Source organism: Sphingobacterium alimentarium (assembly GCF_004342685.1).
GTDB classification, from domain to species: Bacteria; Bacteroidota; Bacteroidia; order Sphingobacteriales; family Sphingobacteriaceae; genus Sphingobacterium; species Sphingobacterium alimentarium.
Genome location: NZ_SMBZ01000002.1, coordinates 90,713 through 117,069 on the forward strand (window position 1 = coordinate 90,713; position 26,357 = coordinate 117,069).

Sequence of the window (26,357 nt, forward strand, 5' to 3'; positions counted from 1 at the left end):
TTTTTATTGCAAAACGAATGTAAAACCTTCCTTACCTTTGCTTGTTATAAAATTATAAATAATTCTTCATGAAAATTGGTATTGTTTGTTATCCTACATTTGGTGGTTCTGGCGTTGTAGCGACAGAATTGGGAAAAGGTCTAGCCTCAAAAGGACATGAAGTGCATTTCATCACTTACAACAAGCCTGCACGATTAGATTTCTTTTTAGAAAATTTATATTATCATGAAGTTTCTATTTCGCAATATCCTTTATTTGATTTTCCTCCTTATGAATCCGCGCTGGCTAGCAAGTTGGTAGACGTGGTGCGCTTTGAGGAATTGGATATCCTGCACGTACACTATGCCATTCCCCATGCATCGGCAGCCTATTTAGCCAAACAGATTTTAAAGACTTATGGCATCAATATTCCTGTTGTCACGACCTTGCACGGAACGGATATTACACTAGTAGGCAAAGACAAAACCTTTAAGCCGGTGGTTACTTTTTCAATCAATGAATCAGATGGAGTGACTACAGTATCCGAAAATCTAAAAAGTCAAACTTTAGAATTCTTTGATATTACTCGGGAAATCCAGGTAATTCCCAACTTTATCGACTTAAATCGTTTTGTCAATAAAAATAGATTACATTTCAAAAAAGCTATTGCTCCTGATGATGAACGCATCCTGGTGCATACATCCAATTTCCGTAAGGTAAAAAACACCCAAGATGTGGTGCGTATATTCCATAAGGTATCACAGACAATCCCTAGTAAATTATTGATGGTGGGTGATGGTCCCGAACGCAGTAATGTGGAGGAATTGTCCCGTCAGTTAGGCATTTCGAATTCTGTACGTTTCTTGGGTAAGCAAGATGCTGTAGAAGAAATTCTTTCTGTTTCTGACTTGTTCTTGATGCCATCCTCATCCGAAAGTTTTGGTTTGGCAGCCTTGGAAGCGATGGCTTGTCGCGTTCCAGTCATTTCGTCGAATATAGGGGGCCTTCCGGAGCTGAATGTTCCTGGTGTGACAGGTTTCTTGAGTGACGTAGATGATATTGAAGATATGGCTAAAAATGCCATTTATATCTTAGAAGATTGCGAAAGATTAGAAACATTCAAACAAGCGGCTTACGAGCATGCGAAGAAGTTTGAAATCAGCCAAATTTTGCCTCAATATGAAGAGTATTATCAACGCACGATTGATAACAGCAAAAAATTGTAACTCATGTATGTTGATTAAGTTTGCAACGGCGCTGCATAAATTTAAACATACACATAGATAGCAGGAAAAAAATTATATCTTTGTCTTTTGGAAATCTTCCAAAGAAATAACTATATGAAATATAAACGTATCCTACTCAAACTTAGCGGAGAAGCCCTAATGGGTGAGCAAAATTATGGTATTGACATCAACCGTGTGGCTCAGTACGCTAACGACATCAAAGAAATTCATTCTCAAGGTTTAGAAATTGCAATCGTCATCGGTGGTGGAAATATCTACCGCGGACTAAGTGCAGAAAAAGCGGGAATGGATCGCGTGCAAGCGGATTATATGGGCATGTTGGCCACAGTAATTAACAGTATGGCTTTGCAAGATGCGTTAGAAAAAGTAGGATTGAAAACTCGATTACTTACAGCCATCAAAATGGAACAAATCTGCGAACCGTTTATTCGCCGTAGAGCTGTTAGACATTTGGAAAAAGGTAGAATAGTAATCTTCGGAGCTGGTACGGGTAACCCTTACTTTACGACAGATACTGCAGCTTCACTTCGTGCCATCGAGATTAATGCAGATGCAGTGCTGAAAGGAACGCGTGTAGATGGTATTTATACTGCCGATCCGGAAAAAGATCCTACAGCTACGAAATACGAACATATTTCATTCAACGAAGTATACCAAAAAGGTCTCAATGTCATGGACATGACTGCCTTCACTTTGTGTCAAGAAAATAATCTTCCAATCATTGTTTTCGATATGAACAAACCTGGTAATTTGAAAAAATTGGCCGATGGTGAGCACATTGGTACAGTGGTAAGTTAAGCATAAAACATTAAACATATGAACGAACTGATTTCTATAGAATTGGACGACTGCAAAGAAAAAATGACTAAAGCAGTTGCTCATACCGAGTCAGAACTTACAAAAATCCGTGCTGGTAAAGCGTCACCTTCAATGTTAGACGGCATCCACGTGGATTATTACGGTTCTTCTACTCCACTTTCTCAAGTAGCAAATGTGAATACTACAGATGCGCGTACTATCGTGATTCAGCCTTGGGAAAAATCAATGTTAGGAACAATCGAGAAAGCGATCATTGATTCAAACATCGGATTAAATCCCCAAAATGATGGTGTCATTATTCGTTTGGCTGTTCCTCCTCTTACGGAAGAAAGAAGACGCGATTTAGTGAAAAAAGCGAAAGAAGAAACGGAAAAAGGACGTATTGCGATCCGTAACATCCGTAAAGATGCAAATGAGTCCATCAAAAAATTGAAAAATGATGGTGCTTCAGAAGATGAGATCAAAGTAGGTGAAGCAGAAGTACAAAAATTGACTGACGCGTACATCGCTAAAGTAGATCAGCTAGCAGAATTGAAAGAGAAAGATATTATGACAGTATAAAAGCAGCTGATTGCGCTATAAAAAATAAAAAAGGATTCTTGACAAGAATCCTTTTTATATTTTTGAACAATATGTATATTTAATCAAGGATCTGACGAATAGAAAGGTTCGGCTCAATAAATCCAAGACTTATATTATGCAAAACTCAAGAAGAAAATTTTTAAAACAGGTTGGAATTGGCGCTCTTAGTGCTTATGTAGGCTCATCATTGCTTTCCGCTTGTGATTCAGGCACTAAAGTCGCATCTGCTACAGGCCCAATCAAAAATATTGGTTTGCAAATATTTTCGCTTCGCGATCTGCTTTTCCAGGATCCTAAATTGACCTTAGAAACGGTAAGCAAAATCGGATATTCTCATATTGAAACCTTTGGCGTAGATGTAGCCAACAATGCATTTTGGGGTATAAAAGTTCCCGATCTCAAAAAATTACTCGCAGACAATGGGCTATCGACTCATAGCGGGCACTACGATATGAGTAAATATCTGGATAGAAATAGTACAGAAAAAGAAAGCATCGAAAAGTATATAGAGGTAGCGCAAGCATTGGGTCAAAAGTACGTAATAGCCCCAGTGAATCCTATGCATGATTTGAATAACCTAAAGGTTGAAGATTATCAATATGCTGCGGAGCAATTAAATAAAGCCGGCGAATTGGCCAAACAAGCGGGTATCAAAATCGGTTATCACAATCATTTTTGGGAATTCAGACAATTTGCCAATAATACGCGTGGATTAGATATTATGTTGGCTTTCACGGAGAAAGATTTAGTAGCTTTCGAAATGGATTTATTTTGGATAGAAAAAGCAGGACTTAATCCCCTAACCTATATCGAGAAATATCCGGGAAGATTTGAAATGTGGCATGTCAAAGACATGGACAAGCAGTTTACGAAAACAGTAATAGGTGAGCAATACGATCAAGCACCATTAGATTCCATCTTCAAAGAGGTAAAATATACGGAAGTAGGGACTGGCGCTATAGATTTTGCAAACATTATACAAGCAGCCGAAAAATCAGGACTTGTACACGCTTTTGTGGAGCAGGACGATATTTACCTGCCTAATAAATTTGAAAGCGTAAAGAAAAGCTACGAATACGTACAGAAATACTTAGCAAAATAGAAAAAGGGACCTTAGTGGGGCAGTGCATAGCGGTCCCTTTTTCTATTTAGAATTTCATATTTTCTACTTCTGTCGCGGTCTCCTCCACCTTTTCTTTTAACCCTTTTTTGAAAGTCAAAAGATTGGCAGCGATTTGCTCATCAAAGGTTCCAATAATCTGAGCAGCCAATATGCCGGCATTCTTTGCGGCATTCAGAGCTACTGTTGCTACAGGAATGCCATTAGGCATTTGCAGTATAGACAATATCGAATCCCATCCGTCTATAGAATTGGAAGACCTCACTGGAACACCTATAACAGGCAAATGGGTGATTGATGCCACCATACCTGGTAAATGCGCAGCACCACCAGCACCAGCGATAATCACTTTCAGACCACGCTCGGCAGCTTGCTCTGCATACTCAAACATACGGTGAGGTGTACGGTGAGCAGAAACGATAGTCACTTCGAATGCTACACCTAATTCTTTTAATACATCTACAGCATCCTGCATTACTGGAAGGTCGGATTTGCTTCCCATTATAATGCCGACTTGTACACTTTGTGAACTCATAAACTTCTATGCAATAACTTTTAAAATTTCTTGAACCTTACGGGCATTGCTGATAGCTAGCTCCCTTTCAGGATTAACGATGCATACGTGTCCCATCTTACGGAACGGCTTCGTATACTTCTTACCATATAGATGTATATACACACCATCAATAGCTAACGCCTCCTCTACTCCTTGGTATTTTGCTAATCCTTCATATCCATCCTCACCCAACAAATTGATCATCACGGCATTCGAAATGGCACTGGTATCACCTAATGGTAGATTGAAGATAGCACGTAGATGTTGCGCAAACTGAGAAGTGATATTTCCTTCTATTGTCTGGTGTCCCGAATTGTGCGGTCTTGGAGCCAATTCGTTAACTAGAATTTCGCCCGATTTTGTTAAAAACATTTCCACAGCCAACAGACCTACTATCTGTAGATCATTCGCAATTTTCTTAGCCAATTCTTCGGCTTGCTGTTGGATTTCAAAACTGTAGGTGGATGGAGAAATTAAAAACTCCACGAGATTAGCTTGCGGATTGAATTCCATTTCCACCATAGGAAACGTTTTGATATCACCACGGTCATTTCTCGCCACGATAACAGCTATTTCCTTTTCAAAATCTACTATTTCTTCTATGATCGACGGCTCTGTAAAGGCATTTGGTAGATCATCTTCTGTACGAATCATCTTTACGCCCTTGCCGTCGTACCCATCCTTGCGCAGTTTTTGCACATACGGAATAAGCAGATTAGCGGTTTTCAAGGACTCCGCATTCGAAATAAATTGAAATGCCGAGGTAGGAATATCATTTTGCTTAAAGAATTGCTTTTGTAAACCTTTGTCTTGAATAAGACGGATTACACGAGATTGTGGATATACGATCACACCCTCTTCTTCCAAAGCTTCCAAAGCTTCTACATTTACTTTCTCGATTTCGATCGTGATCATATCCAGGTTTTTACCAAAGTTATAAACCGTATCATAATCACTCAATGAGCCACATTCAAAGTGATTACATAGTTTGCGACACGGTGCATTTTTGTCCGGATCTAGTATATGTACATTCACATTGAAATTGATAGCTTCTTGGATCAGCATACGCCCGAGCTGGCCGCCACCAAGAATCCCTAATTGTAACTCACCATAAAAATCTTTTGCCATATTTATATCTAACTATTAAACAGTTTCCTCAAAATACTTATCGTGAAGAATTTGTTCATTTTCTATTTTCTTTTGTAATTCTAAAAAAGCGCCAATGAGTGCTTCAGGTCGCGGTGGGCAACCTTGCACATACACATCCACTGGAATAATTTTATCTACCCCCTTTACCACATGATAGCCGTGTTGCCAATAAGGTCCTCCACAATTCGAACAGGACCCCATGGAAATCACATAACGTGGCTCCGGCATTTGTTCGTAAAGTCTTCTGATGCGATCTGCCATTTTGAAGGTCACTGTACCCGCAATAATCATTACATCGGATTGACGAGGCGAAGGACGGGGGAACACCCCAAATCGGTCCAGGTCGTAGGTAGATGCCATCGCGCCCATCATCTCAATGGCACAGCAGGCAATACCAAAACTCATAGGCCATAAGGATGATAATCTAGCCCAATTCAACAGGTCGTCAATCTTAGCGATTACGACCCCATCTGATTTAAGTTGTTGCTCTAGATTTGTCATACGTTCGGTTTTTTGAATCGCGGCTTAAAGCCTATTGAAGTTGTGGAGCCAGGAGATACTTTCTTTTCCTCATCATCTACTAAGGAGGATGCTCTATAATCCTTTACAGCATATTCTTTAGCATTCAATGACTGGTAAGCATCCGAAGGAATCCCAATCTGAACAGAAGGTATTGTATGTTTGGGTTTAATCCAGTTCAAATCTCCTCTCACCCATACGTACACCAGCCCCAACACCAAAATAGATAAGAAAACACCCATCTCTACTAAGGTAAACCATCCCCATCTCGCATCCGCAGCAATCAATTCCGACTGACCAAAGACTGTAGCCCATGGAAAGACAAAAATAAGTTCTACATCGAATAACAAGAATACCAATGCAATAACATAAAATCGGGGATTGAACTGCACCCACGCACTTCCTGTGGTTTCTTCACCACATTCGTAAGTACTCAGTTTGATGGGATTAGGTTTGTTGGGCGCAAGGACTTTAGCCAACAACATCGTCACACTAACCAATAGGACTCCTATAATTCCTATAAGGAGAATATTTCCATATGCAGACAGCTGTGTGGGGTGATCGTCCATAGTGCAAAATTAAGAATTAATTCTTTCCTTATAAAATTAAGCAACAAAAATCATTTTTAAAACAAATCCAAGCCGTTTTAGGGGCTTGGATTCTATATTTACATTTCTATTATATCTACTAAAATGGCTTACCAGGCATCTTTGGCATATTGCGCATCATCTTGGCTGCCATCGCAGGATTAGACATCTGCTTCATCACCTTACGCATATCCATGAACTGCTTGATCAGTTTATTCACCTCATCAATATTTGTTCCCGATCCTTTGGCAATACGATTACGGCGACGTTGATCGATCACATCTGGATTTTCTCTTTCGAATGGTGTCATCGAATCAATAATTGCTTCAATAGGTTTGAAAGCATCATCTTCGATTTCAATATCCTTCAACGCTTTACCTGCTCCTGGAATCATTCCGATCAAATCTTTCATGTTACCCATTTTCTTGATTTGCTGAATTTGAGAACGGAAATCGTTGAAGTCAAATTTGTTCTTGCGAATTTTCTTTTGAAGCTCTGCAGCTTGCTTCTCGTCAAATTGCTGTTGTGCACGCTCTACCAAGGAAACCACGTCACCCATACCCAATATACGGGATGCCATACGATCTGGATAGAACACATCCAATGCTTCCATCTTCTCCCCTGTTCCTATGAATTTGATAGGCTTGTTTACAACAGATTTGATCGATAAGGCAGCACCACCACGAGTATCACCATCCAACTTGGTCAATACCACACCTGTGAAATCCAAACGATCGTTGAATGTTTTGGCAGTATTCACCGCATCTTGACCCGTCATAGAATCCACCACGAAGAGAATCTCTTGAGGTTGAGTTGCTTCTTTGACAGCTGTGATCTCATTCATTAATGCCTCATCGATAGCTAGACGACCCGCCGTATCGATGATGATAACATTGTTACCATTTCTTTTACCTTCTTCTACACCCGCTCTAGCAATCGCTATTGGATCTGTAGAATTACGATCGGTATAGACTGGAACACCTACTTGACCTCCTAATACTTCCAATTGATCAATAGCCGCTGGACGATACACGTCACCCGCTACCAACAAAGGTTTTTTACCTTTTTTGTCTTTTAAGAAGTTAGCTAACTTACCAGTAAATGTAGTCTTACCCGCACCATTCAATCCCGCAATAAGGATTACTGTAGGATTGCTGGATAAATCAAGATCTGTAACCGTTCCCCCCATCAATTCGGTCAACTCATCATTCATGATTTTTGTCAACAATTGACCTGGCGAGATACTTGTCAATACATTTTCACCTAAAGCTTTTTGTTTTACATCATCTGTAAAGCTTTTGGCTGTTTTATAATTCACATCGGCGTCTAATAATGCCTTGCGAATCTCTTTCATCGTCTCAGCGACGTTGATTTCCGTAATATTTCCTTGTCCCTTTAATACCTTAAAGGCTCTATCTAATTTATCTTGAAGATTTGAAAACATAGTTAATCTTTTGAAATTCTTATGTTAAGCTACAAAGCTACGAAATTGCCACGAAAGGATATTCATCCAAAATGCAATAACACCAAAAAAAGGGGACAATAATATCCCCTTTTAATTTATAAATGTTCTAATTCGACTAATCTTTGCGTCCAAATAAAATACTTGCATAATATAATAATGTAACCAAAGCAGATAAAGCAGCAATTACATAGGTCATAGCAGCCCACTTTAACGCATCTTTAGCGCCATCATGCTCATAACGGCTGTGGGTGATATTCGCTGAATCTAACCACACTAAAGCACGTTTAGAAGCGTCAAACTCTACCGGTAAGGTAATGAAACTAAATACCGTGGTGACCGCTAAGGCAGCTACACCGATTTGAAGTAATAGATAGTTGTTTGACCAAATAGCCAGCATCACACCTATCATCAGTGTAAAAGATACCACCTTCGACGATACATTTACTAATGGCACCATTGCCGAACGAAACTGCAACCACGAATAAGCTGTAGCATGTTGTATAGCGTGGCCACATTCGTGCGAAGCCACTGCTGCTGCTGCCACACTACGACCGTGATATACTTCAGGGCTCAGATTGACCGTGCGATCAGCTGGATTGTAATGGTCGGTTAATTGACCTTCTACCGAAATAATACGCACATCGTAAATGTTGCTATCATTTAGCATCTTCTGTGCCACTTCGGCACCTGAGAGACCCGATGTCAGCGGCATCTCCGAATATTTCTTAAACTTATTCTTAAACCTTGATTGTACAATCATGCTGATTATACCAATTCCAATTAGCAAAAACCAAATCGTCATATCGTAATTTTATAGTATTTTAAAATGTTATATTAACCATCTATCAAAACCGGTTCCAAACCCAGAATCGGCCGCTGAAGTCTGTCATCTTGACAAATCCCAACTTCAAATATAATAAAATCCGCCAAATATTCCGCAAATCCGGCTTGTCAAAGGTTCAAAAATTAAGTGAACGCATCATTATTGAAATTGAAAAGAAAGATTATTTTCCTCTATCATTTTGCGCAGATTATGCAAAGCATAGCGCATACGCCCTAGAGCCGTATTGATACTGACATTCGAAATCTCCGCGATATCTTTAAAGCTCATCTCACAAAAGTGACGCATAATGAGCACCTCTTTTTGATCATCGGGAAGAAGTTGAATTAATTTTTTGAGGTCTACGTCCATCTGTGTCCGCACCATTTTACGTTCGGTATCATCATCCGCAAAATCCATGACCTCAAAGATATCGTAGCCATCATTGTTTATCACAGTGGGGCCTCGCTTCTCCTTACGAAAGTGATCTATAACCATATTGTAGGCTATACGGATTACCCAAGGTAGGAATTTACCTTCTTCATTGTATCCGCCAGATTTGATCGTATTAATTACCTTGATAAAAGTTTCCTGAAAAATGTCTTCGGCTACGAAATCATCTTTTACACGCATGTATATTGAAGTATATATCTTACTCTTGTAACGATCAATCAATACACTTAAACCGTTTTCATCCCCTGAAGCATACAGATGAATGAGTTGTTCATCGGTCATGTTATTTAAATCTTTCATAACAATTTCCTATTTAAGTTTTAAGTTGCAGCAAAAATTAAATTTAGAGTAAGCGTGTTTCGATAGGCTTTAAAATTTATGTTCTATTTTTTTAATTATTATATCTGTCCGAAGATTCAAACTTCCGGAGACCAAAGTAGATGAAAAAAAAAGTAAATTCAAACTGATTAATTATATTTTAACATTAATTCACAATCGCACTTTTCATAAAAACACAAAAAAAGCTCCAAAGTTTTTCTCTGGAGCCTTAAATTTATTTAATTACAAATGGATTACTTGTACAATGGGAATTTGGCCATCATTTCTTTCACTTTACCGTGAATTTTATCCAATTGTGCTTCATTACCACGATTTTGTAATGCTTCATCAATCAATTCACCGATTTGAATCATCTCTGCCTCTTTCAATCCTCGTGTCGTAATTGCAGCAGTACCAAAACGTACGCCTGAAGTTACGAATGGTGAGCGTGTATCGAATGGCACCATATTTTTGTTTGTCGTGATACCAGCTAGACCCAATACAGCCTCAGCTTCTTTACCTGAGATATCTTTGTTGCGTAAGTCAACCAACATTAAGTGATTGTCTGTACCGCCAGAAATGATTTTATAGTCACGATCTGTGAAGTATTTTGCCAATGCTTGTGCATTTGCACGTACTTGTTTTACGTATGTCAAGTATTCGTCCGTCAAGGCTTCACCGTAAGCAACCGCTTTAGCAGCAATAGTATGCTCTAAAGGACCACCTTGTGTACCTGGGAATACCGCTAGATCCAATAATTGAGTCATCGTACGGATTTCGCCTTTTGGAGTTTTGATACCCCAAGGATTTTCAAAATCTTTGCCCACCATGATCATACCACCACGAGGACCACGTAAAGTCTTGTGTGTCGTTGTAGTCACGATGTGACAGTGAGGAAGAGGATCTGATAATAAACCTTTAGCGATAAGACCTGCAGGGTGAGAGATGTCAGCCAATACTAGCGCACCAATCTCATCAGCTACCTTACGGATACGTGCGTAATCCCAATCGCGTGAGTAAGCAGAAGCACCACAGATGATCATTTTTGGTTTTTCGCGTAATGCTGTTTCCTCCAAGGATTCGTAATCGATAAGTCCAGTATCTTCTTTTACACCATAGAATAAAGGTTGGTAGATTTTACCGGATAAGTTTGCTGGAGAACCATGTGTCAAGTGACCACCATGCGACAAGTCTAAACCTAGAATCTTATCCCCTGGCTTTAATGTTGCTAAAAACACGGCTGCATTTGCTTGTGCTCCAGAGTGTGGTTGCACATTAACCCATTCAGCACCGAATAATTGTTTTGCTCTATCAATAGCAATAGTTTCGATAGTATCCACTACTTCACAACCGCCATAATAGCGTTTTCCTGGAAGTCCTTCTGCATATTTATTTGTCAACACAGAACCCGCAGCTTCCATAACTTGTTTACTTACAAAGTTTTCCGAAGCAATTAATTCGATACCCTCTTCTTGGCGTTTTAGCTCGTCAGCGATAAGATTAAAGATAGCTTGATCTCTTTCCATTATACTTAATTATTGTTGGATGTGCGTAATATTTATTAGTTGCAAATATACGATTATCTTACCTTTTCTTTAAATTGTTTAATACTTCTTTTTCAAAAGAATGAAAGAACCATAAATTCTTCATCAAACGCAGGCAAATCTTTGAAAAAATAAAATTTAATTAGGCAGATAGTTCTTTTTTAAGAATTATTTGCGCAGCTGTGTAGGGATTGGTTTCGAGCTCCGCCATATGCTCTAAGATTAAAGCGATGTAATCATCCACTGCAGCTTCTGGCGATATAGTGTGAGCCGTATTCTTGAATAAAGCTACTGTATCTTCTTTGAGTCTTTGTATAGTCAACCACGCATTGTCCGATACGTACAATTGCTGGGTGAAGTTGTGCTGGAATTCATTTTCTACATCATTAATTAAAGCTTGTTTGTAATGCTGTATCGAAAGGTTGGCATTATGGTTGCGCAACATCACTTCATACGGTGAAATACGATGTGCAAACAGCAGTAATCTTTCGTATGCTGTGAATACAAGTTGCTGTGTATCCTTCATCAATTCTTTGTGCTGATTGTGGTTGTTAAGCCGCAAGACGAGGGATTCAATTTTTGGCCAAACAGTATACACCGCCAATACCAATGCCGCCAATACCCCAAATGCAATAATGAACAACTGCTTAAAAAACTCTAATAATTCCATGTATGTAGTGTTTATATTTTGTCAAAAAATAGAAGGTCTTATTTAAAAGGCTAAAAATATGTAATTTTGTTTAACAAACAATCTGGAAAGGCAATACTATGAATACTGAAAATATAATAACATCGGCTCCTGTTACATTAACGGGAGGCGCAGTTGCAGAATTAAAAAAATTAATTGATCAACAAGAGCTAGGTCCAGACTTTGGTCTACGCCTAGGTGTAGAAGGTGGCGGTTGCTCTGGAATGAGTTATATTTTGGGATTTGACCAAAAGAAAGAAGGTGATTCGGAGTACGAAATCGCAGGCATCCGCATTTTTATGAATAAAGCACATGGCATGTATTTGGCTGGTATGGAAGTGGATTTCAAAAATGGTCTAGATGCGCGTGGCTTTACATTCAATAACCCCAATGCAACTAGCACTTGTGGTTGTGGATCAAGCTTTTCAGCGTAGTTATAATCAAATTAAAAATCATTCAATGGCAAAAAATGAGTTTCGATAAATAATCGAGCTCATTTTTTTTGTAAATATACTTCCCTTCGTATTGTAAAAGAAAGTCTACACCTTTAGCTTAATTAATTTTCACAAAATTAACTTGTAATATATTTACATGAAAATTAATGCAATATTAAATTGAAATTATTTAAAGGAATTTTAATTTATGCAATAGCATTAATATTCTTGGTTTGGCTATTTTTCTATGGTATACCCAACGATTTCCTAATTCAATATCCAATATTATGTGCGCTAGCTGGAGTAATCTGTATCGCTTCCCTTTATTTATTAATGGCGATACTAAAAAGTTTTATCGGACCTCAACCCGAAGTTGATAAAAATACTGAGGTTAAACATCGAAAACTATTATGTTATTTGTTCATTACTCTCTCTCTTGCTGTTCTTTTAATTTCTTTTTTTGGCACCACTATAAGTTTAGTATCAAAAGGTTCCAAATTAAAATCAATAGAATTTGAAGAGAATGGTATTTTTACTACTGGGATTGTAGTTAGTGGGAAAATTTTAAAATCTAGAAAAGGAGATCTTTCAAAACTTACCGTTAAGTATAATGTTGATGGCAAAGAATATATTGAAGACGCTCAAATGCCCGCTTCTAGTGTAGAAGAATATGCCATAGGACAAGAAGTACCGCTCGAATACTCTAGGAGAAAAACCTCACTTATTCAACGTTTTAAATTTACCTAAAAAGAAACTTAGAATTAATGATTTAATCAATGTTTTAGCTTTACAAACCCCCAACGAACCATTAGATCACCTCGATTCAATTTGTCAGAAGTGGACGTTTGAAAATAATAATCCTGACGAACATATCGTTTATAAAAACAACATACAAGAATCAATAATAAAAGTGATTAAAGACAAAGAGTTACAGTACGCTATGTCTGATAAGATTGTAATTCATGACGATTCAGATCTTAAGGAATTAAATTTCCAACCTATTAAAATCACCCCATTAAAGGGAAAATCTTATCAGAACAAAGATTACATCCTAAATATCCAAAAAGAAATGCCAAAACTAGAAGAAGATGAATCTTATAAGATATATTATATTTTCACACTGCTAAAGAAATAATAAATTCAAAACACGAATCTATAATACACGAAAAGCACTTCGCAAAGAAGTGCTTTTCGTGTATTTAGGCAGGAAGTCGTCCCCTTACATATATTCTGCTAGAGTAGCAATCACTATCCCCATAATGGTCACCGTAGATAACACAAACAAGATAACATTCAACCTGCTTTTATTTTGCTTAAAAACAAGTTGAATAAAGGATATCCCGAACGCAACAACCGTAAATAATAAGGATGGAATAGTCAATAGTTCTTGGAAAACACCCACAATCGTACTCAGTATATCTGGAAGGAGGGCATAAAAAAGACTATACAAAATTATGCTTAACAGAAATACTGTGGCAATTATTTGCACCAAGCACAAATACCTTAGATTTTTTGAGGATATCATAAGCAGTTTTCGATTTATTAAAAATAATAAATGATTTGTAGTAAAAAAAAGGATTATCTGGCGGGTATATTTTTCACTTTCCATTTTCCAAGTTAATTGATTAAATTAGCGACCTTTGAAAAAATGATATAAAATACGTGATGTACAAGGAATATAAGCAGTTAAATTTACCGGAAATCGGCAAGCAAGTTTTGAATCGTTGGGGTGCAGAAAACATCTTTGCTAAGAGTATTTCGAACCGTCCTGCAAGCAAACCATACACTTTTTATGAAGGTCCTCCTTCGGCGAATGGTATGCCAGGCATTCACCACGTGATGGCTCGTACGATTAAGGATATTTTCTGTCGTTATAAAACCTTGAAAGGTTACCAAGTAAAGCGTAAGGGAGGTTGGGATACACACGGATTACCTATTGAATTGGCTGTTGAGAAATCTTTAGGTATTACTAAAGAAGATATCGGAACAAAGATTTCGGTAGAAGATTATAATAACGCATGTCGCAAAGAGGTCATGAAATACACAGACGTATGGAATGACTTGACAGAAAAGATGGGCTATTGGGTGGATCTTGAAAATCCATACATTACTTATCAAAATGAATATATTGAGACCTTATGGTTCTTGTTGAAAGACTTATACAAAAAAGGTCTTTTGTACAAAGGATATACTATACAACCCTACTCTCCTGCTGCAGGTACGGGATTGAGTTCGCATGAGCTTAACCAACCTGGCACGTATAAAGATGTAAAAGATACTACTATCGTTGCTGAATTCCGTATCGATAAATCACAGGTACATCCATTGATCAATACGCTCGTGGAAACAGCAGATGAAGATGTAGCTTTTATCGCTTGGACCACTACACCTTGGACATTGCCAAGTAACTCGGCATTAGCTGTAGGACCAAAAATTGAATACGTAAAAGTTAAAACTTTCAACCAATATACAGGCTCACCTGTCTCCGTTGTATTGGCTAAAAACTTAATCAGCAAACATTTCAAAGCTGAAGGTCAAAACGCTTCATTCCAAGATTACAAAGTAGGTGACAAGATCGTGCCTTGGGAACAAGTAGCAGAATTCAGCGGTGCTGAATTGGTTGGCTTACGTTACCATCAATTGTTCCCGTATATTACTTCCGAAGAATTATTGGAAAAAGCGTTCCGTGTAATTCCTGGCGACTTCGTTACGACTGAAGATGGTACGGGTATCGTACACATTGCGCCTACTTATGGTGCCGATGACTTTAGAGTAGCCAAAGAAGCAGGTGTTCCAGCTATTTTGGTAAAAGACGAAAATGGCAAAGAAGTTCCAACAGTAGATCGCACAGGTCGCTTTGTGGAAGAAATTACTGACTTCGCTGGCCGCTTCGTAAAAGAAGAATACTATTCGGCAGAAGAACGTGCTGACAAAGATTTCCGCCCGACGGATGTATTGATTGCTATCAAATTAAAAGAAGACAACAAAGCATTTGACGTTAAAAAATACGAACACACCTACCCACACTGTTGGCGTACTGACAAACCGGTATTATACTATCCATTGGATAGCTGGTTTATCAAAACTACTGCTGTAAAAGAGAAATTGGTGGAATTGAACAAAACGATCAACTGGAAACCAGAATCTACAGGTACTGGTCGTTTTGGCAACTGGTTAGAAAACTTAGTAGACTGGAACTTGTCTCGTTCGAGATATTGGGGTACACCGCTTCCTATCTGGAGAACAGAAGACGAAAACGAAGAAGTCTGTATCGGTTCTATGACAGAATTGAAAGGTTTATTAGAAGCTTCCTTGGCATGTGATATTCTTTCGGCAGAAGAGAAAGCAGTTAACAAAGAGTACTTAGATAAATTCGGATCGGATAAATTAGACCTTCACCGTCCATATGTGGATCACATTGTGTTGGTTTCTGAGTCAGGACAGAAAATGTTCCGTGAGCCAGATCTGATTGACGTATGGTTTGATTCAGGTGCTATGCCATATGCACAATGGGGCTTAGACTACGATAAATTAGCGGCGGGCGATCCTCTTCCATTCAAAGCAGCTTATGATTCGGCTTTCCCAGCGGACTTCATCGCAGAAGGTGTTGACCAAACACGTGGTTGGTTCTTTACATTGCATGCGATCTCGACGATGGTTCGTGGTTCTGTAGCCTTCAAAAATGTAGTTTCTAACGGTCTTGTACTAGACAAAAACGGCAACAAAATGTCCAAGCGTCTAGGCAACGGTGTTGATCCATTCGCTACGATTGAAAAATACTCGGCAGATGCTACCCGTTGGTATATGATCAGCAATGCATCGCCTTGGGACAACTTGAAATTCAACGAAGAAGGTTTGGATGAAGTACGTCGTAAATTCTTCGGTACATTATATAATACATACGCATTCTTCGCGTTGTACGCGAATATTGATAAATTCAGCTACGCTGAACCTGAAATCGCTATCCAAAATCGTCCTGAAATCGACAGATGGATTATTTCTTTATTGAATAGTCTTAGCCAAGAGGTGGATGGATTCTACGCAGATTACGAACCTACGAAAGCGGCTCGTGCTATCCAAAATTTTGTGGATGAGCATCTGAGTAACTGGTACGTACGTTTGTGCCGTCGTCGTTTCTGGAAAGGTGAATATTCTGAAGACAAAATTTCTGCTTACCAGACGTTATATACTTGTTTAGATACGATTGCTAAGTTGATGGCTCCTGTTTCGCCATTCTTTGCCGATCAATTGTATTTGGATTTGAATAATGCGACTAAAAAAGAAAACTTTGAGTCCGTACATTTAGCAGACTTCCCTGCTTACCATGCAGACTTGGTAGACAAGGCGTTAGAAGAAAGAATGGCTCTGGCACAAGATATTTCTTCGCTTACATTATCGCTACGCAAAAAAGTTGGCATAAATGTACGTCAACCATTAAGCAAAATATTGGTTCCTGTATTGGATTCAGCCTTCCAAGAGAAAGTAGAGAAAGTAAAAGATCTAATCTTGTCAGAAACGAATATCAAGGATATAGAATTTATTTCGGACACGACGGGAATTATTAAGAAAAAAATCAAACCAAACTTCAAAGCACTCGGTGCCAAAGTAGGTAAAGATATGAAAGCTGTGAGCACGGCTATCCAAGCATTTGGAGCCGAAGAAATCAGCGCACTAGAGAAAGATGGATCTATAGTGTTAGTAGACACTGGCTATACGATAGGTTTGGAAGATGTAGAAATCATTGCTGAAGACGTAGCAGGATGGCAAGTAGCCAATTTGGGCAACCTGACAGTAGCATTGGATATACAAATCACCGACGAACTAAAACAAGAAGGTATCGCACGCGAACTTATTAACCGTATTCAAAATTTACGCAAGGAAAAGGGATTTGAGGTCACAGACCGCATTCGTGTCCAAGTAAGTAGAAATAATGAGATCGAAGAAGCTGCCAAAAATAATTTATCGTATATTTGCACGGAAATACTAGCTGATTCATTTGATTTTGTGGACGTTGTTCACACCAATGACAACATTGAGATTAATGAGATTAAACTTGAGGTATTAATTGCAAAAAATTAGATTATGGGAGAAAACACAGAAAAAACACGTTACAGCGACGTTGAACTTCAAGAGTTCAAAGGTATTATTCTTGAAAAATTAAGAATTGCCCGCGAAGAGCTTGATGCATTAACCAAAACTTTGAGCGGAGGTAATGCCAACGGCACGGATGATACCGCAGGTACTTATAAAACACTAGAAGATGGTTCAGCTACGCTCGAAAAAGAGCAAACGAACCAATTGGCTGCCCGTCAGAAAAAGTTTATTGACAACTTAGAAGCGGCACTCGTACGTATAGAAAACAAGACTTACGGCATCTGTAGAGAAACGGGTAAATTAATTCAAAAAGAACGTTTGAAAGCTGTACCTCATACCACACTTAGTATAGAGGCTAAAAACAAACAATACTAAACAAACAGAATTTAAAACGAAAAATAGCCTTTGCAATTTTTACTATTGTAAAGGCTATTTTATGAGATTGATATGAAAGGCTACACGAGACCCATTACATTAATTGCGATTATACTACTGATAGACCAAATCTCTAAGTTTTGGGTAAAATTGAATATGACCATTGGTCAAGATTTTAAAGTTTTAGGCGATAAATTCTTGATTCACTTTATTGAGAATCCCGGCATGGCCTATGGCATGGAATTCGGTGGTGAATATGGAAAATTATTCCTGACGCTATTCCGCATTATCGCTGTGGCAGGTATTGGTTATGGATTGCATTATATGATTCAGAACAAATACAACCGTGGCTTTATTTTGAATGTAGCTCTGATTTTTGCAGGTGCGGTGGGTAATATTATCGATTCAGTGTTCTATGGTGTCATCTTTAGCGAGAGCACATATTATACGACTGCAACTTTGTTTCCTGAAGCTGGTGGCTATGCCTCTTTACTTCACGGCAAAGTAGTCGATATGTTATACTTTCCTCTTATCGAAGGAAACTTTCCTGATTGGTTTCCAATCTGGGGAGGTGAGCATTTTTTATTTTTCAGACCCGTATTTAACATTGCTGACTCTGCAATCTCAGTAGGGGTATTTTTGATATTAATCTTCCAGAAAAGATATTTTAAAGAAGAACATAAAGAGAAAGAAACTCCACACAGTGAAATTCTTGAAGATTAGAAATAAAGGGCTAGACATAAAAATCTAGCCCTTTATTTTTATATTTACTTATCCACTTTTACGACAATATGAAAAGACAACTTTTATTTTTTGTACTATTTCTTTCTTTTATAAGTTTCAAGCTTTCAGCGCAAGAAATTGAAATCAATAGACTAAAAAAACACATTTATTTCTTGGCCGATGACAAAATGAAGGGCAGGCCTACAGGCTCACAAGAATTAGCTAAATCCGCAAAATACATCGAAAAAGAATTCAGAAAATACAAGCTTAAGCCATTAGGCACAAAAGGCTATAGACAAAAGTTCGAAGCCAAAGTACGCCGAGTGCCTGTGCCCGATAGCATTCGTCAAACCGAAAATATCATTGGATTTTTGGACAATGGGGCGCCATATACCATTGTCGTAGGTGCACACTATGATCATTTAGGTCATGGTGATTTTGGTGGCACAAGGGACACTTCACATATCGGACTGATTCATAATGGCGCAGATGACAATGCTTCGGGTGTAGCTGGACTATTGGAATTGGCAAGGTATTACAGCAGCAACAAGATCCCAGAAAAATACAACATCCTATTTATCGCGTTTTCGGCAGAAGAATTAGGTTTATTGGGTTCGAGATATTGGACCGAAAACCCTACCCTACCTTTGGACAAAATTCATTGGATGCTCAATATGGACATGATTGGTCGATACAATCCGGATAACGGATTAGCCATCATAGGCTATGGCACGAGTTCAAAATTCCCCGCTATATTTGAAAACATCAGTAGCACGATCAAGTTCAACAAAAGTAAAGATGGGAATGGTGGTTCGGATCAAACCTCTTTTTACAAGAAAAATATTCCGGTTTTATTCTTTCACACGGGCGGACATGATGACTATCACAAAGCGACCGATGATGCGGATAAAATCGATTATGAAGCTTTAAAGGCCATCTTGGAATTGGAAGTAAAAGTGATTAATAATTCCATGTTGCAGGACAAAATGGATTTTATCTGGACTAATTAACTATGCGTGTACTACTTACTGGTTCTAATGGTTTTTTAGGACAAAAATTTTGTGAAAGACTTTCTGAATACAGCCAAATAGAAAGCATACTGGGGCTATCGAAATCCGAAAACCGAAATCCGTATTTGGATGAAAATAGTTTTCTACAAGTGGATTTATTGGATTTTGAAAAATTGGAAGCAATTATAGTAGGCTTCCAACCCACCCACATCTTACATACCGCAGCATTGACCAGCGTCGAAATGTGTGCCGATCAGCCTCATTTGGCCCAGCAAATAAATGTGGAGCTCTCCGCTAAATTGGCTCAAATCTGTAAAGAACAGAACATCCATTTCACCTTTATCTCTACGGACTTTGTCTTTGATGGACAAAATGGTCCATATCAAGAAACGGATCCTGTCAAAGCGACAAATGCCTACGGCCAAAGTAAAATCGACGCAGAAAAGGCTATTTTGACCACCTATCCGGAAGCATCTATATTGAGAACTATACTCGTGTATGGCGCTATTCCGGACAAGAATCGGAATAATCTGGTCTTATGGGCAAAAAAACAATTGGAACGCGGTGAAAAAATCAATGTGGTATCGGACCAATGGCGTATGCCCACATTTGTAGATGACTTGGCCGATGCCTGTTATTTAGCTATGCAGCAGAAAGCATCGGGTATTTTTCATATCTCGGGAAGCGAAATGATGACCGTATGGGAGGCGGTCTACTTAATCGCTGACACGTGGAACTTCGACAAATCCCTCATTCAGCCTATTACTGCAGCCGAAATTGGCCAAGCAGAGAATAGACCGCACAAGACAGGGTTTATTTTAGACAAAGCCAAGACAATACTTAACTACGAGCCAACTTCTTTTGTTGTATCTTTGCAAAAAATTGAAGCGCAATTAAAAAAATATAATAGCTAAATGGAAGCAAAGAAAGCACACGAATCCTATACCGAGATGAACGAATTGGTTCTGCCCAATGACACAAATACATTTGGCAATCTGATGGGAGGACGATTATTATACTGGATGGACATTTGCTCCGCGATGGCAGCACAAAAGCACTGTAGCAATGTGGTGGTAACGGCTTCGGTGGATAATGTATCGTTCAAGCGTTCGATCAAACTCGGTGAAGTGGTCACTATTCAGGCTCAAGTAACCCGTGCTTTCAATACTTCGGTCGAAGTGCGAATGGAAATATTTGCACAAAATTTACCTAAAGGCACAAAAGAAAAAAGTAATGAGGCTTACTACACTTTTGTAGCACTGGACGCTGACGGCAAACCCAAAGCAGTACCTGCACTTATACCCGAAACGGACAAAGAGAAACAATTGTATGATGAAGCGCAGCAACGTCGTGAATTGCGCCTCATATTGGCGGGCAAATTAAAGCCTGAGAACGCCACCGAATTAAGACATGTAGTCGGTCTTTTTGATCATAAAGGATAAACAAAATGGGACTTCTAGCGAAGTCCTGTTTTGTTTATTGAAGTCTGACCATTACGGATTTCGAGGCATCTTTATAAACTGCCCGTATTCCATAATTCTTCGCATCATCCTTCCCTAGATTATACTCCAAACTTCCGTCGACGGAATCGAACTGCTCTAGTCCCGCGCCGGTATCTTTATACAAAATATAATGATTGACTTCTGTACGGGACGGACGGTTCCAGCTCAATAATCGGACTTCGCCTTTGGTAGATATTTTGAATCCCTCCGGAGCTGGTTTTGCTGTAGCATACACAAAAACGGAGAGCGGATAGCTTATTACGGATTGGTGGCCATCGAAGTCAAGAGTAGCCAACGCATATTCATTGTAGGCCGTAACAAATATGACCTCGAAATCAAAACTTCCTAGCTTTTCCAAAAATTGAAAACCATTCAGTTTAGGCATCTCAACATCCAGGAATAACACGTCGATTTCGAGCTCTTTAATTTCAGCTAATGCTAATTCAGGGTTGCTAAAAATCTTTACAACGGAAAGTGATTCGTCTAAACTATTAAGTTTGTGTTCAAGCAAAGAGCTACCTTTGGTTTCATCATCTAGTATGACAGCTCTTATCATAATCGGCTAAGTTTTAATGTACAACTACATAAACTTAAAACTAAGTTAAGAAATTATTGATGACAATTAGCAAGTTCACCCTATTAATGAGTAGGGATACCACAATGAGGAGCGAACAAAAAAAATCCTTAGCTAAAGGGGCTAAGGATTTTATATTTTTAAGAATTACCTAACTCGACAATGCGGTCAAACTCTTCAGGCTTGAGCGGCATTACCGATAGCCGTCCTTGCTTGACCAAAGCGACATCTTGCAGCAGTTCGTCAGCCTTAATTGCTTCCAGTGTTACAGTCTTCTTGAATGTTTCTACCGGAGCCAAGTCTACGACCACCCAGCGTGGATCTTCTGTAGTTGGATCTTGATAAAACTCTTTGACCACTTTCGCTATGCCCACCACTTCTTTGCCTTCATTGCTATGATAGAATAATACCAAATCACCTTCTTTCATAGCTTTGAGATTATTACGTGCCTGAAAATTGCGTACGCCATCCCAAAATGTCTGACCATCTTTATTAAACTGCTCCCAGCTATATTTGAATGGTTCTGATTTTACCAAAAAGTAATTCATATTTACGTTTAAATAGCAAGTTAACCTTGTTGTTCTAACACTTCCATTTTTTCTGCAAAATGCGCACAATAATCACGCAAGTCACCGATTACCTTGTCGGCCATTGGGTCGCCGCCTGAAGCTCTTAAAAAAGAATCTCCCATAGTCTGTAGTGTCTCATAGAAAAAGCGCTTCATCTCATCGTATGGCATATCCTTGGTCCACAAATCTATACGTAATGAGTTTTTGTATTGGGCATCCCACAAGGCTAAGAACATTGCTTTTGCAGGAAGAAATTCATCATTCTGTCCATCTGTAGAGGACCAATTAATCGTTTCCGGAACATTGCTTTCATCCAATGCCACATTTAATTTTATTTCTGCTGTCTTCATTTACTGTATTTTCAATATAATCATCAACATTCCTACAATCAATATAAATGCGATCTGTAGAAACCATATTTTCTTTAAATCTTTAAATAACAATCGAAAAGCGACATCAACGAGGCTGATGACCACGATCCAGACTATTAACCACCCCAAAGAAAAAATCTGCTCCTGATCCATCTGCCATTCGGAAATGACCCAGACCAAAATCACGGCTAATGTGATATTAAGGGGTGTTAGTTTCAATTTTATGAATTTTTAAATTTTTTACCCTTTTTCTTCACTCCATCTTTACCAATAGGAGCTCTTCGTGCTTTGCCTGCCTTTTTCTTTGCATTGATTCTTCGGGTTTCCTCGATCTTCGCCGCATGTTTTTTCTCATGAAAAGCACCTTGATAATCCGGATTGTCCTTTTTCTTCTGGTTGTCTATCTCTCGTGCTATAGCCTGACGTTCTTCAAAAGGAGTTTTTTCAACAAAAACCTCTTCAGGCACTTCCGCCACCGGAATAGACTGGCGAATCAATTTCTCGATCTTAGCGATATAATATAGCTCACTCTCATTGGCAAAAGTAATCGCATCCCCCGTGCTGAAAGCACGTCCAGTACGTCCGATACGGTGTACATAATCTTCGATAATGATAGGCACATCAAAATTAATCACATGACTGACGTTAGAAACATCCAGCCCGCGTGCAGCCACATCTGTCGCTACCAAAAAGCGAATTTCTCCCGATTTGAAAGCATTAATAGAATTTATACGGGTGTTCTGACCTTTATTGGCGTGAATCACACGTACATTCTCTGGCCCATATTTACGTTCGACGAATCCATAGACATTATCTGCCACCTCTTTAGTTTTACAAAAGATAATGACACGATGAAAGATTTCATCATTCTTGAATAAATGCTGTAATAAGTTAATTTTAGTCTTCAGATTAGGCACATGATAAAGCACCTGCGTTACCGTACTAGCTGGAGTAGCTTGCTCCGAGACCTCTATCAATGTAGGGAATGCCAAGAAATCACCGGCTATCTTACGCACCAATTCACTCATAGTAGCCGAAAACAATAGATTTTGGCGCTTACGCGGCACGATTTCTAAAATACGGTGTATCTTAGAAATAAATCCCATATCCATCATTTTGTCGGCCTCATCCATTACGAGGAATTTTAGCGACTTGGTGTTAATATGTCCTTCTAAATATAGTTCCAGAAAACGTCCGGGAGTAGCGACGATAATATCGCAACCTTTTTCAAGTTGCTCCTTTTGTGTTTTTGGTCCTAACCCACCAAAAAGCAACACCGTACGAATATCCAAATACGTGGTGAATTGCTTGATATTTTCATCGATCTGCATAGCCAGCTCGCGCGTCGGAGTAATAATCAATGCACGCGGATCTGTACCTTGAGCATACTTAAGCTTCATCAGCATAGGAAGTACAAATGCCGCCGTCTTTCCAGTACCCGTCTGTGCGATACCCATGACATCTTGGCCAGCCAAGATTGGCGTGATGGCCTTTTTCTGGATTTCAGTAGGTACTTCATACCCAGCTTCGGTTATGGCATTTAATATCTGTTTATTGAATTTGAAGTCTTCGAATGATGCTTGCATTTGACAAAGATAGGCAAAACCTCGGACTATCTTTCCTAAAGAAAATCCGTGAAAAGTAAATATTCATATAACAAATTTTGTTTTACGCTCGATTAAAACCAATTTTGTTTTATTAAATAAAAAATACGATGAAAAAAATAGTATTATTAGTAGTGCTATGTGTGAGTACTCTGGCCACTATGGCAGACGAAGGCATGTGGTTCTTAATGCATCTAAAACGTCTCAATGAGGCTGATATGCAGAAAAAAGGTCTAAAATTGACCGCAGAAGAAATCTATAGTATCAATAACTCCAGCCTGAAAGATGCTATTGTACAATTCAACGGCGGATGTACAGCCGAAATCGTGTCTTCTACAGGGCTGGTATTCACCAACCACCACTGCGGATATGGCGCTATCGCTGAACTTTCCACAAAAGAAAATGACTACTTAACAAATGGTTTCTGGGCAAAGAATCATGCCGAGGAGCTAAAGCCAAAATCGTTGTATGTTCGTTTTTTCGTACGTATGGACGATGTATCCAAACGCATCTTAAGTTTGGTGAATGATAAAATGTCTGAAAAAGAACGTAATACCATCATTCAACAAGAGATTGCAAAAATTGAGAAAGAAAACTCTGAAAACGGAAAGTACGTCGTGAATGTACGCTCTTTCTACAATGGAAATGAATACTACTATTTCGTGTATCAAGACTATCATGATGTACGTTTGGTAGGCACTCCTCCAAATAGTATTGGTAAATTTGGTGGTGACACTGACAACTGGGAGTGGCCGCGTCATACAGGTGACTTTTCTATTTTCCGTGTTTACGCTGATGCCCAAGGTAATCCCGCAGCTTACTCAAAAGCTAACGTACCTTTGAAACCAAAATACCATTTGCCAATCAGCCTAAAAGGAATTAAAGAAGGTGACTTCTCGATGATCTTGGGCTATCCGGGACGCACAAACCGCTGGATGCCTGCTGCCGGTATCGATCAAAACGTGCAGTATGCTTACCCAGCATGGGTGGAAGCTTCCAAAGTAGGTATGGACGCCATGAAACGCCATATGGACAAAGACCAAGCTGTAAACATTAATTATGCATCCAAATACTCAGGCGTAGCCAATTATTGGAAAAACCGTCAAGGTATGATAGATGCACTTACGAAGCACAAAACTTCTGCAACTAAACGTAAAGCAGAAACAAAATTCAATAAATGGGCGAATAAGGCCGCAAATAAAGAACAATATGGTGATGTAATCAAAACCATTAACGACTATTATGCAGCGACCAACCTGAAAGCAAGACACGATAATTACCTTACTGGTATGCTTCGCTCCTCTACTTTCGCAATGCTTCCATATTCATTAGGTAATGGATTGGTACAATATGCACAAGCCAATGAAGCCAAACGCCAGGAGCTTAAACCACGTTTAGAAGCTTTTATCGCGGACAATTACGAAAAGATCTACATCCCACTAGAGATTGATGTATTGGCTGAAGAATTGAATCTGTATTCGAATAAAGCAGGTGACAATATTGCTCCATATATCGCTGAATTAGCCAAACAAAATAATAATCAGTTTTCTGGTACAATTAAAGCGGCATTTGAAACAAGTGTATATGGCTCTAAAGAAAAATTAGCGGCATTCTTAGCAAATCCAAATGCTGATAAGATTCAGAATGACCCATTATTCAAAATTTCTAAAGCTGTAGCTGACAAATATCGTGAAAAATCAGAAGCTGATCAGTTAGCCGATGACAATTTCCAAGCTGCACACCGTAAATACATCGCAGGATTCTTAGCGCAAAATCCAAAGGCTAAATATTATCCAGATGCTAATAGTACTTTGAGATTGACGTATGGTACTATCCGTGCATTGCCAAAAGACCCACGAAATGACGCTAAAATCAACAATTACACGACATTAGATGGTACGATTGCGAAGTACAAACCGAATGATGAGGAATTCGATCTTCCAAAAAAACTAATGGAACTGCACGAAAAGAAAGATTATGGTATATATGCGGACAAAGCTGGTTACATGCCTGTAAATTTCCTTTCGGATCAAGATATCACAGGAGGTAACTCTGGGTCGCCTGTATTGAATGCAAACGGAGAATTAATAGGTCTTGCTTTTGATGGAAATATTGAAGCAATGGCTGGTGATGTCATCTTCGATCCGAAATTACAACGTACTATTTCGGTAGACATCCGTTATGTGCTTTTTGTCATTGACAAGTTCGCTGGCGCTCAAAATATTATAAACGAGTTGACAATTAGAAATTAAAAC

At 38.9% G+C, this 26,357-nt stretch carries 29 protein-coding genes; 14 read left to right on the forward strand and 15 right to left on the reverse strand.

Annotated features, from left to right (window positions below; genetic code table 11):
• The first annotated feature begins 68 nt into the window (after positions 1 to 68).
• From bshA to EDC17_RS01370, 4 genes are all read left to right on the forward strand, one after another.
• The gene (bshA, locus tag EDC17_RS01355) at positions 69 to 1,205 is read left to right on the forward strand and encodes an N-acetyl-alpha-D-glucosaminyl L-malate synthase BshA (protein WP_132776151.1); all 1,137 of its coding nucleotides are present in this window, start codon (positions 69 to 71) and stop codon (positions 1,203 to 1,205) included.
• 114 nt (positions 1,206 to 1,319) lie between these two features.
• The gene (gene pyrH / locus EDC17_RS01360; RefSeq protein WP_132776153.1) at positions 1,320 to 2,024 is read left to right on the forward strand and encodes a UMP kinase; all 705 of its coding nucleotides are present in this window, start codon (positions 1,320 to 1,322) and stop codon (positions 2,022 to 2,024) included.
• Positions 2,025 to 2,042: 18 nt separating this feature from the next.
• Positions 2,043 to 2,606, forward strand: coding sequence for a ribosome recycling factor (gene frr / locus EDC17_RS01365; protein WP_132776155.1), 564 nt, complete (start codon positions 2,043 to 2,045; stop codon positions 2,604 to 2,606).
• Between the two features lie 136 nt (positions 2,607 to 2,742).
• Entirely contained in the window at positions 2,743 to 3,729 is a 987-nt protein-coding gene (locus EDC17_RS01370) for a sugar phosphate isomerase/epimerase family protein (protein ID WP_132776157.1), read from the forward strand.
• A 46-nt stretch (positions 3,730 to 3,775) separates the two neighbouring features.
• On the opposite strand, the gene purE is transcribed toward EDC17_RS01370, so the two are convergent.
• The 9 genes from purE to EDC17_RS01415 form a co-directional block, all read right to left on the reverse strand.
• Complete coding sequence (gene purE / locus EDC17_RS01375) at positions 3,776 to 4,282, reverse strand: 5-(carboxyamino)imidazole ribonucleotide mutase (protein WP_132776159.1); 507 nt, start codon at positions 4,280 to 4,282, stop codon at positions 3,776 to 3,778.
• A 6-nt stretch (positions 4,283 to 4,288) separates the two neighbouring features.
• The gene (locus EDC17_RS01380; protein WP_132776161.1) at positions 4,289 to 5,431 is read right to left on the reverse strand and encodes a 5-(carboxyamino)imidazole ribonucleotide synthase; all 1,143 of its coding nucleotides are present in this window, start codon (positions 5,429 to 5,431) and stop codon (positions 4,289 to 4,291) included.
• Between the two features lie 15 nt (positions 5,432 to 5,446).
• Complete coding sequence (locus EDC17_RS01385) at positions 5,447 to 5,953, reverse strand: NADH-quinone oxidoreductase subunit B (protein ID WP_132776163.1); 507 nt, start codon at positions 5,951 to 5,953, stop codon at positions 5,447 to 5,449.
• Complete coding sequence (locus tag EDC17_RS01390; protein ID WP_132776165.1) at positions 5,950 to 6,540, reverse strand: NADH-quinone oxidoreductase subunit A; 591 nt, start codon at positions 6,538 to 6,540, stop codon at positions 5,950 to 5,952. Before EDC17_RS01390 ends, EDC17_RS01385 begins: the two co-directional genes overlap by 4 nt.
• 118 nt (positions 6,541 to 6,658) lie before the next feature.
• Positions 6,659 to 8,002 (reverse strand): signal recognition particle protein, encoded by a 1,344-nt coding sequence (gene ffh / locus EDC17_RS01395; protein ID WP_132776167.1) that lies wholly within the window; start codon positions 8,000 to 8,002, stop codon positions 6,659 to 6,661.
• A gap of 136 nt (positions 8,003 to 8,138) precedes the next feature.
• The gene (locus tag EDC17_RS01400) at positions 8,139 to 8,825 is read right to left on the reverse strand and encodes a zinc metallopeptidase (RefSeq protein ID WP_132776169.1); all 687 of its coding nucleotides are present in this window, start codon (positions 8,823 to 8,825) and stop codon (positions 8,139 to 8,141) included.
• 180 nt (positions 8,826 to 9,005) lie between these two features.
• A complete protein-coding gene (locus tag EDC17_RS01405) occupies positions 9,006 to 9,596 on the reverse strand; it encodes an RNA polymerase sigma factor (protein WP_132776171.1) in 591 nt (196 codons plus the stop codon).
• Positions 9,597 to 9,868: 272 nt separating this feature from the next.
• The gene (gene glyA, locus EDC17_RS01410) at positions 9,869 to 11,140 is read right to left on the reverse strand and encodes a serine hydroxymethyltransferase (protein ID WP_132776173.1); all 1,272 of its coding nucleotides are present in this window, start codon (positions 11,138 to 11,140) and stop codon (positions 9,869 to 9,871) included.
• A gap of 160 nt (positions 11,141 to 11,300) precedes the next feature.
• Entirely contained in the window at positions 11,301 to 11,828 is a 528-nt protein-coding gene (locus EDC17_RS01415) for a DUF7935 family protein (RefSeq protein WP_132776174.1), read from the reverse strand.
• A 98-nt stretch (positions 11,829 to 11,926) separates the two neighbouring features.
• Here EDC17_RS01415 and EDC17_RS01420 point away from each other — a divergent pair, with 98 nt between their 5' ends.
• From EDC17_RS01420 to EDC17_RS01430, 3 genes are all read left to right on the forward strand, one after another.
• Entirely contained in the window at positions 11,927 to 12,280 is a 354-nt protein-coding gene (locus tag EDC17_RS01420; RefSeq protein WP_132776176.1) for a HesB/IscA family protein, read from the forward strand.
• A 180-nt stretch (positions 12,281 to 12,460) separates the two neighbouring features.
• A complete protein-coding gene (locus EDC17_RS01425) occupies positions 12,461 to 13,027 on the forward strand; it encodes a hypothetical protein (RefSeq protein ID WP_132776178.1) in 567 nt (188 codons plus the stop codon).
• Between the two features lie 193 nt (positions 13,028 to 13,220).
• Positions 13,221 to 13,415, forward strand: coding sequence for a hypothetical protein (locus EDC17_RS01430; protein ID WP_132776180.1), 195 nt, complete (start codon positions 13,221 to 13,223; stop codon positions 13,413 to 13,415).
• 84 nt (positions 13,416 to 13,499) lie between these two features.
• Here EDC17_RS01430 and EDC17_RS01435 read toward each other — a convergent pair whose 3' ends face one another.
• A complete protein-coding gene (locus EDC17_RS01435; protein ID WP_132776182.1) occupies positions 13,500 to 13,730 on the reverse strand; it encodes a hypothetical protein in 231 nt (76 codons plus the stop codon).
• Between the two features lie 215 nt (positions 13,731 to 13,945).
• On the opposite strand from EDC17_RS01435, the gene ileS reads away from it, so the two are divergent.
• From ileS to EDC17_RS01465, 6 genes are all read left to right on the forward strand, one after another.
• Positions 13,946 to 17,359: an isoleucine--tRNA ligase gene (ileS, locus tag EDC17_RS01440; RefSeq protein ID WP_132776184.1), complete on the forward strand. Its 3,414-nt coding sequence runs from the start codon at positions 13,946 to 13,948 to the stop codon at positions 17,357 to 17,359.
• Positions 17,360 to 17,362: 3 nt separating this feature from the next.
• A complete protein-coding gene (locus EDC17_RS01445; protein ID WP_132776186.1) occupies positions 17,363 to 17,749 on the forward strand; it encodes a TraR/DksA family transcriptional regulator in 387 nt (128 codons plus the stop codon).
• A gap of 72 nt (positions 17,750 to 17,821) precedes the next feature.
• Positions 17,822 to 18,472, forward strand: coding sequence for a lipoprotein signal peptidase (locus EDC17_RS01450; protein ID WP_132776188.1), 651 nt, complete (start codon positions 17,822 to 17,824; stop codon positions 18,470 to 18,472).
• A gap of 68 nt (positions 18,473 to 18,540) precedes the next feature.
• Positions 18,541 to 19,482 carry a M20/M25/M40 family metallo-hydrolase gene (locus EDC17_RS01455; RefSeq protein ID WP_132776190.1) on the forward strand — a complete coding sequence of 314 codons (942 nt, stop codon included), beginning with the start codon at positions 18,541 to 18,543 and terminating at the stop codon, positions 19,480 to 19,482.
• Between the two features lie 2 nt (positions 19,483 to 19,484).
• Entirely contained in the window at positions 19,485 to 20,396 is a 912-nt protein-coding gene (locus EDC17_RS01460; RefSeq protein WP_132776192.1) for an SDR family oxidoreductase, read from the forward strand.
• Positions 20,397 to 20,924, forward strand: coding sequence for an acyl-CoA thioesterase (locus EDC17_RS01465; RefSeq protein WP_132776194.1), 528 nt, complete (start codon positions 20,397 to 20,399; stop codon positions 20,922 to 20,924). It abuts the gene before it with no gap.
• A 34-nt stretch (positions 20,925 to 20,958) separates the two neighbouring features.
• Here the strand turns inward: EDC17_RS01465 and EDC17_RS01470 are convergent, their stop codons facing one another.
• The 5 genes from EDC17_RS01470 to EDC17_RS01490 all read right to left on the reverse strand — a co-directional run bounded on the left by EDC17_RS01470 (position 20,959) and on the right by EDC17_RS01490 (position 24,084).
• Positions 20,959 to 21,540, reverse strand: a complete 582-nt coding sequence (locus EDC17_RS01470) for a LytR/AlgR family response regulator transcription factor (RefSeq protein WP_132776196.1) — start codon at positions 21,538 to 21,540, stop codon at positions 20,959 to 20,961.
• Positions 21,541 to 21,698: 158 nt separating this feature from the next.
• Entirely contained in the window at positions 21,699 to 22,106 is a 408-nt protein-coding gene (locus EDC17_RS01475) for an EVE domain-containing protein (protein ID WP_132776198.1), read from the reverse strand.
• A 20-nt stretch (positions 22,107 to 22,126) separates the two neighbouring features.
• On the reverse strand, positions 22,127 to 22,477 hold the full coding sequence (gldC, locus tag EDC17_RS01480) for a gliding motility protein GldC (RefSeq protein ID WP_132776200.1): 351 nt from the start codon (positions 22,475 to 22,477) through the stop codon (positions 22,127 to 22,129).
• Positions 22,478 to 22,717: a hypothetical protein gene (locus tag EDC17_RS01485; RefSeq protein WP_243645935.1), complete on the reverse strand. Its 240-nt coding sequence runs from the start codon at positions 22,715 to 22,717 to the stop codon at positions 22,478 to 22,480.
• A 2-nt stretch (positions 22,718 to 22,719) separates the two neighbouring features.
• Entirely contained in the window at positions 22,720 to 24,084 is a 1,365-nt protein-coding gene (locus tag EDC17_RS01490) for a DEAD/DEAH box helicase (protein ID WP_132776204.1), read from the reverse strand.
• Positions 24,085 to 24,212: 128 nt separating this feature from the next.
• Between EDC17_RS01490 and EDC17_RS01495 the strand changes: the two genes are divergently transcribed.
• Entirely contained in the window at positions 24,213 to 26,354 is a 2,142-nt protein-coding gene (locus EDC17_RS01495) for a S46 family peptidase (RefSeq protein ID WP_132776206.1), read from the forward strand.
• The last annotated feature ends 3 nt before the right edge of the window (positions 26,355 to 26,357 follow it).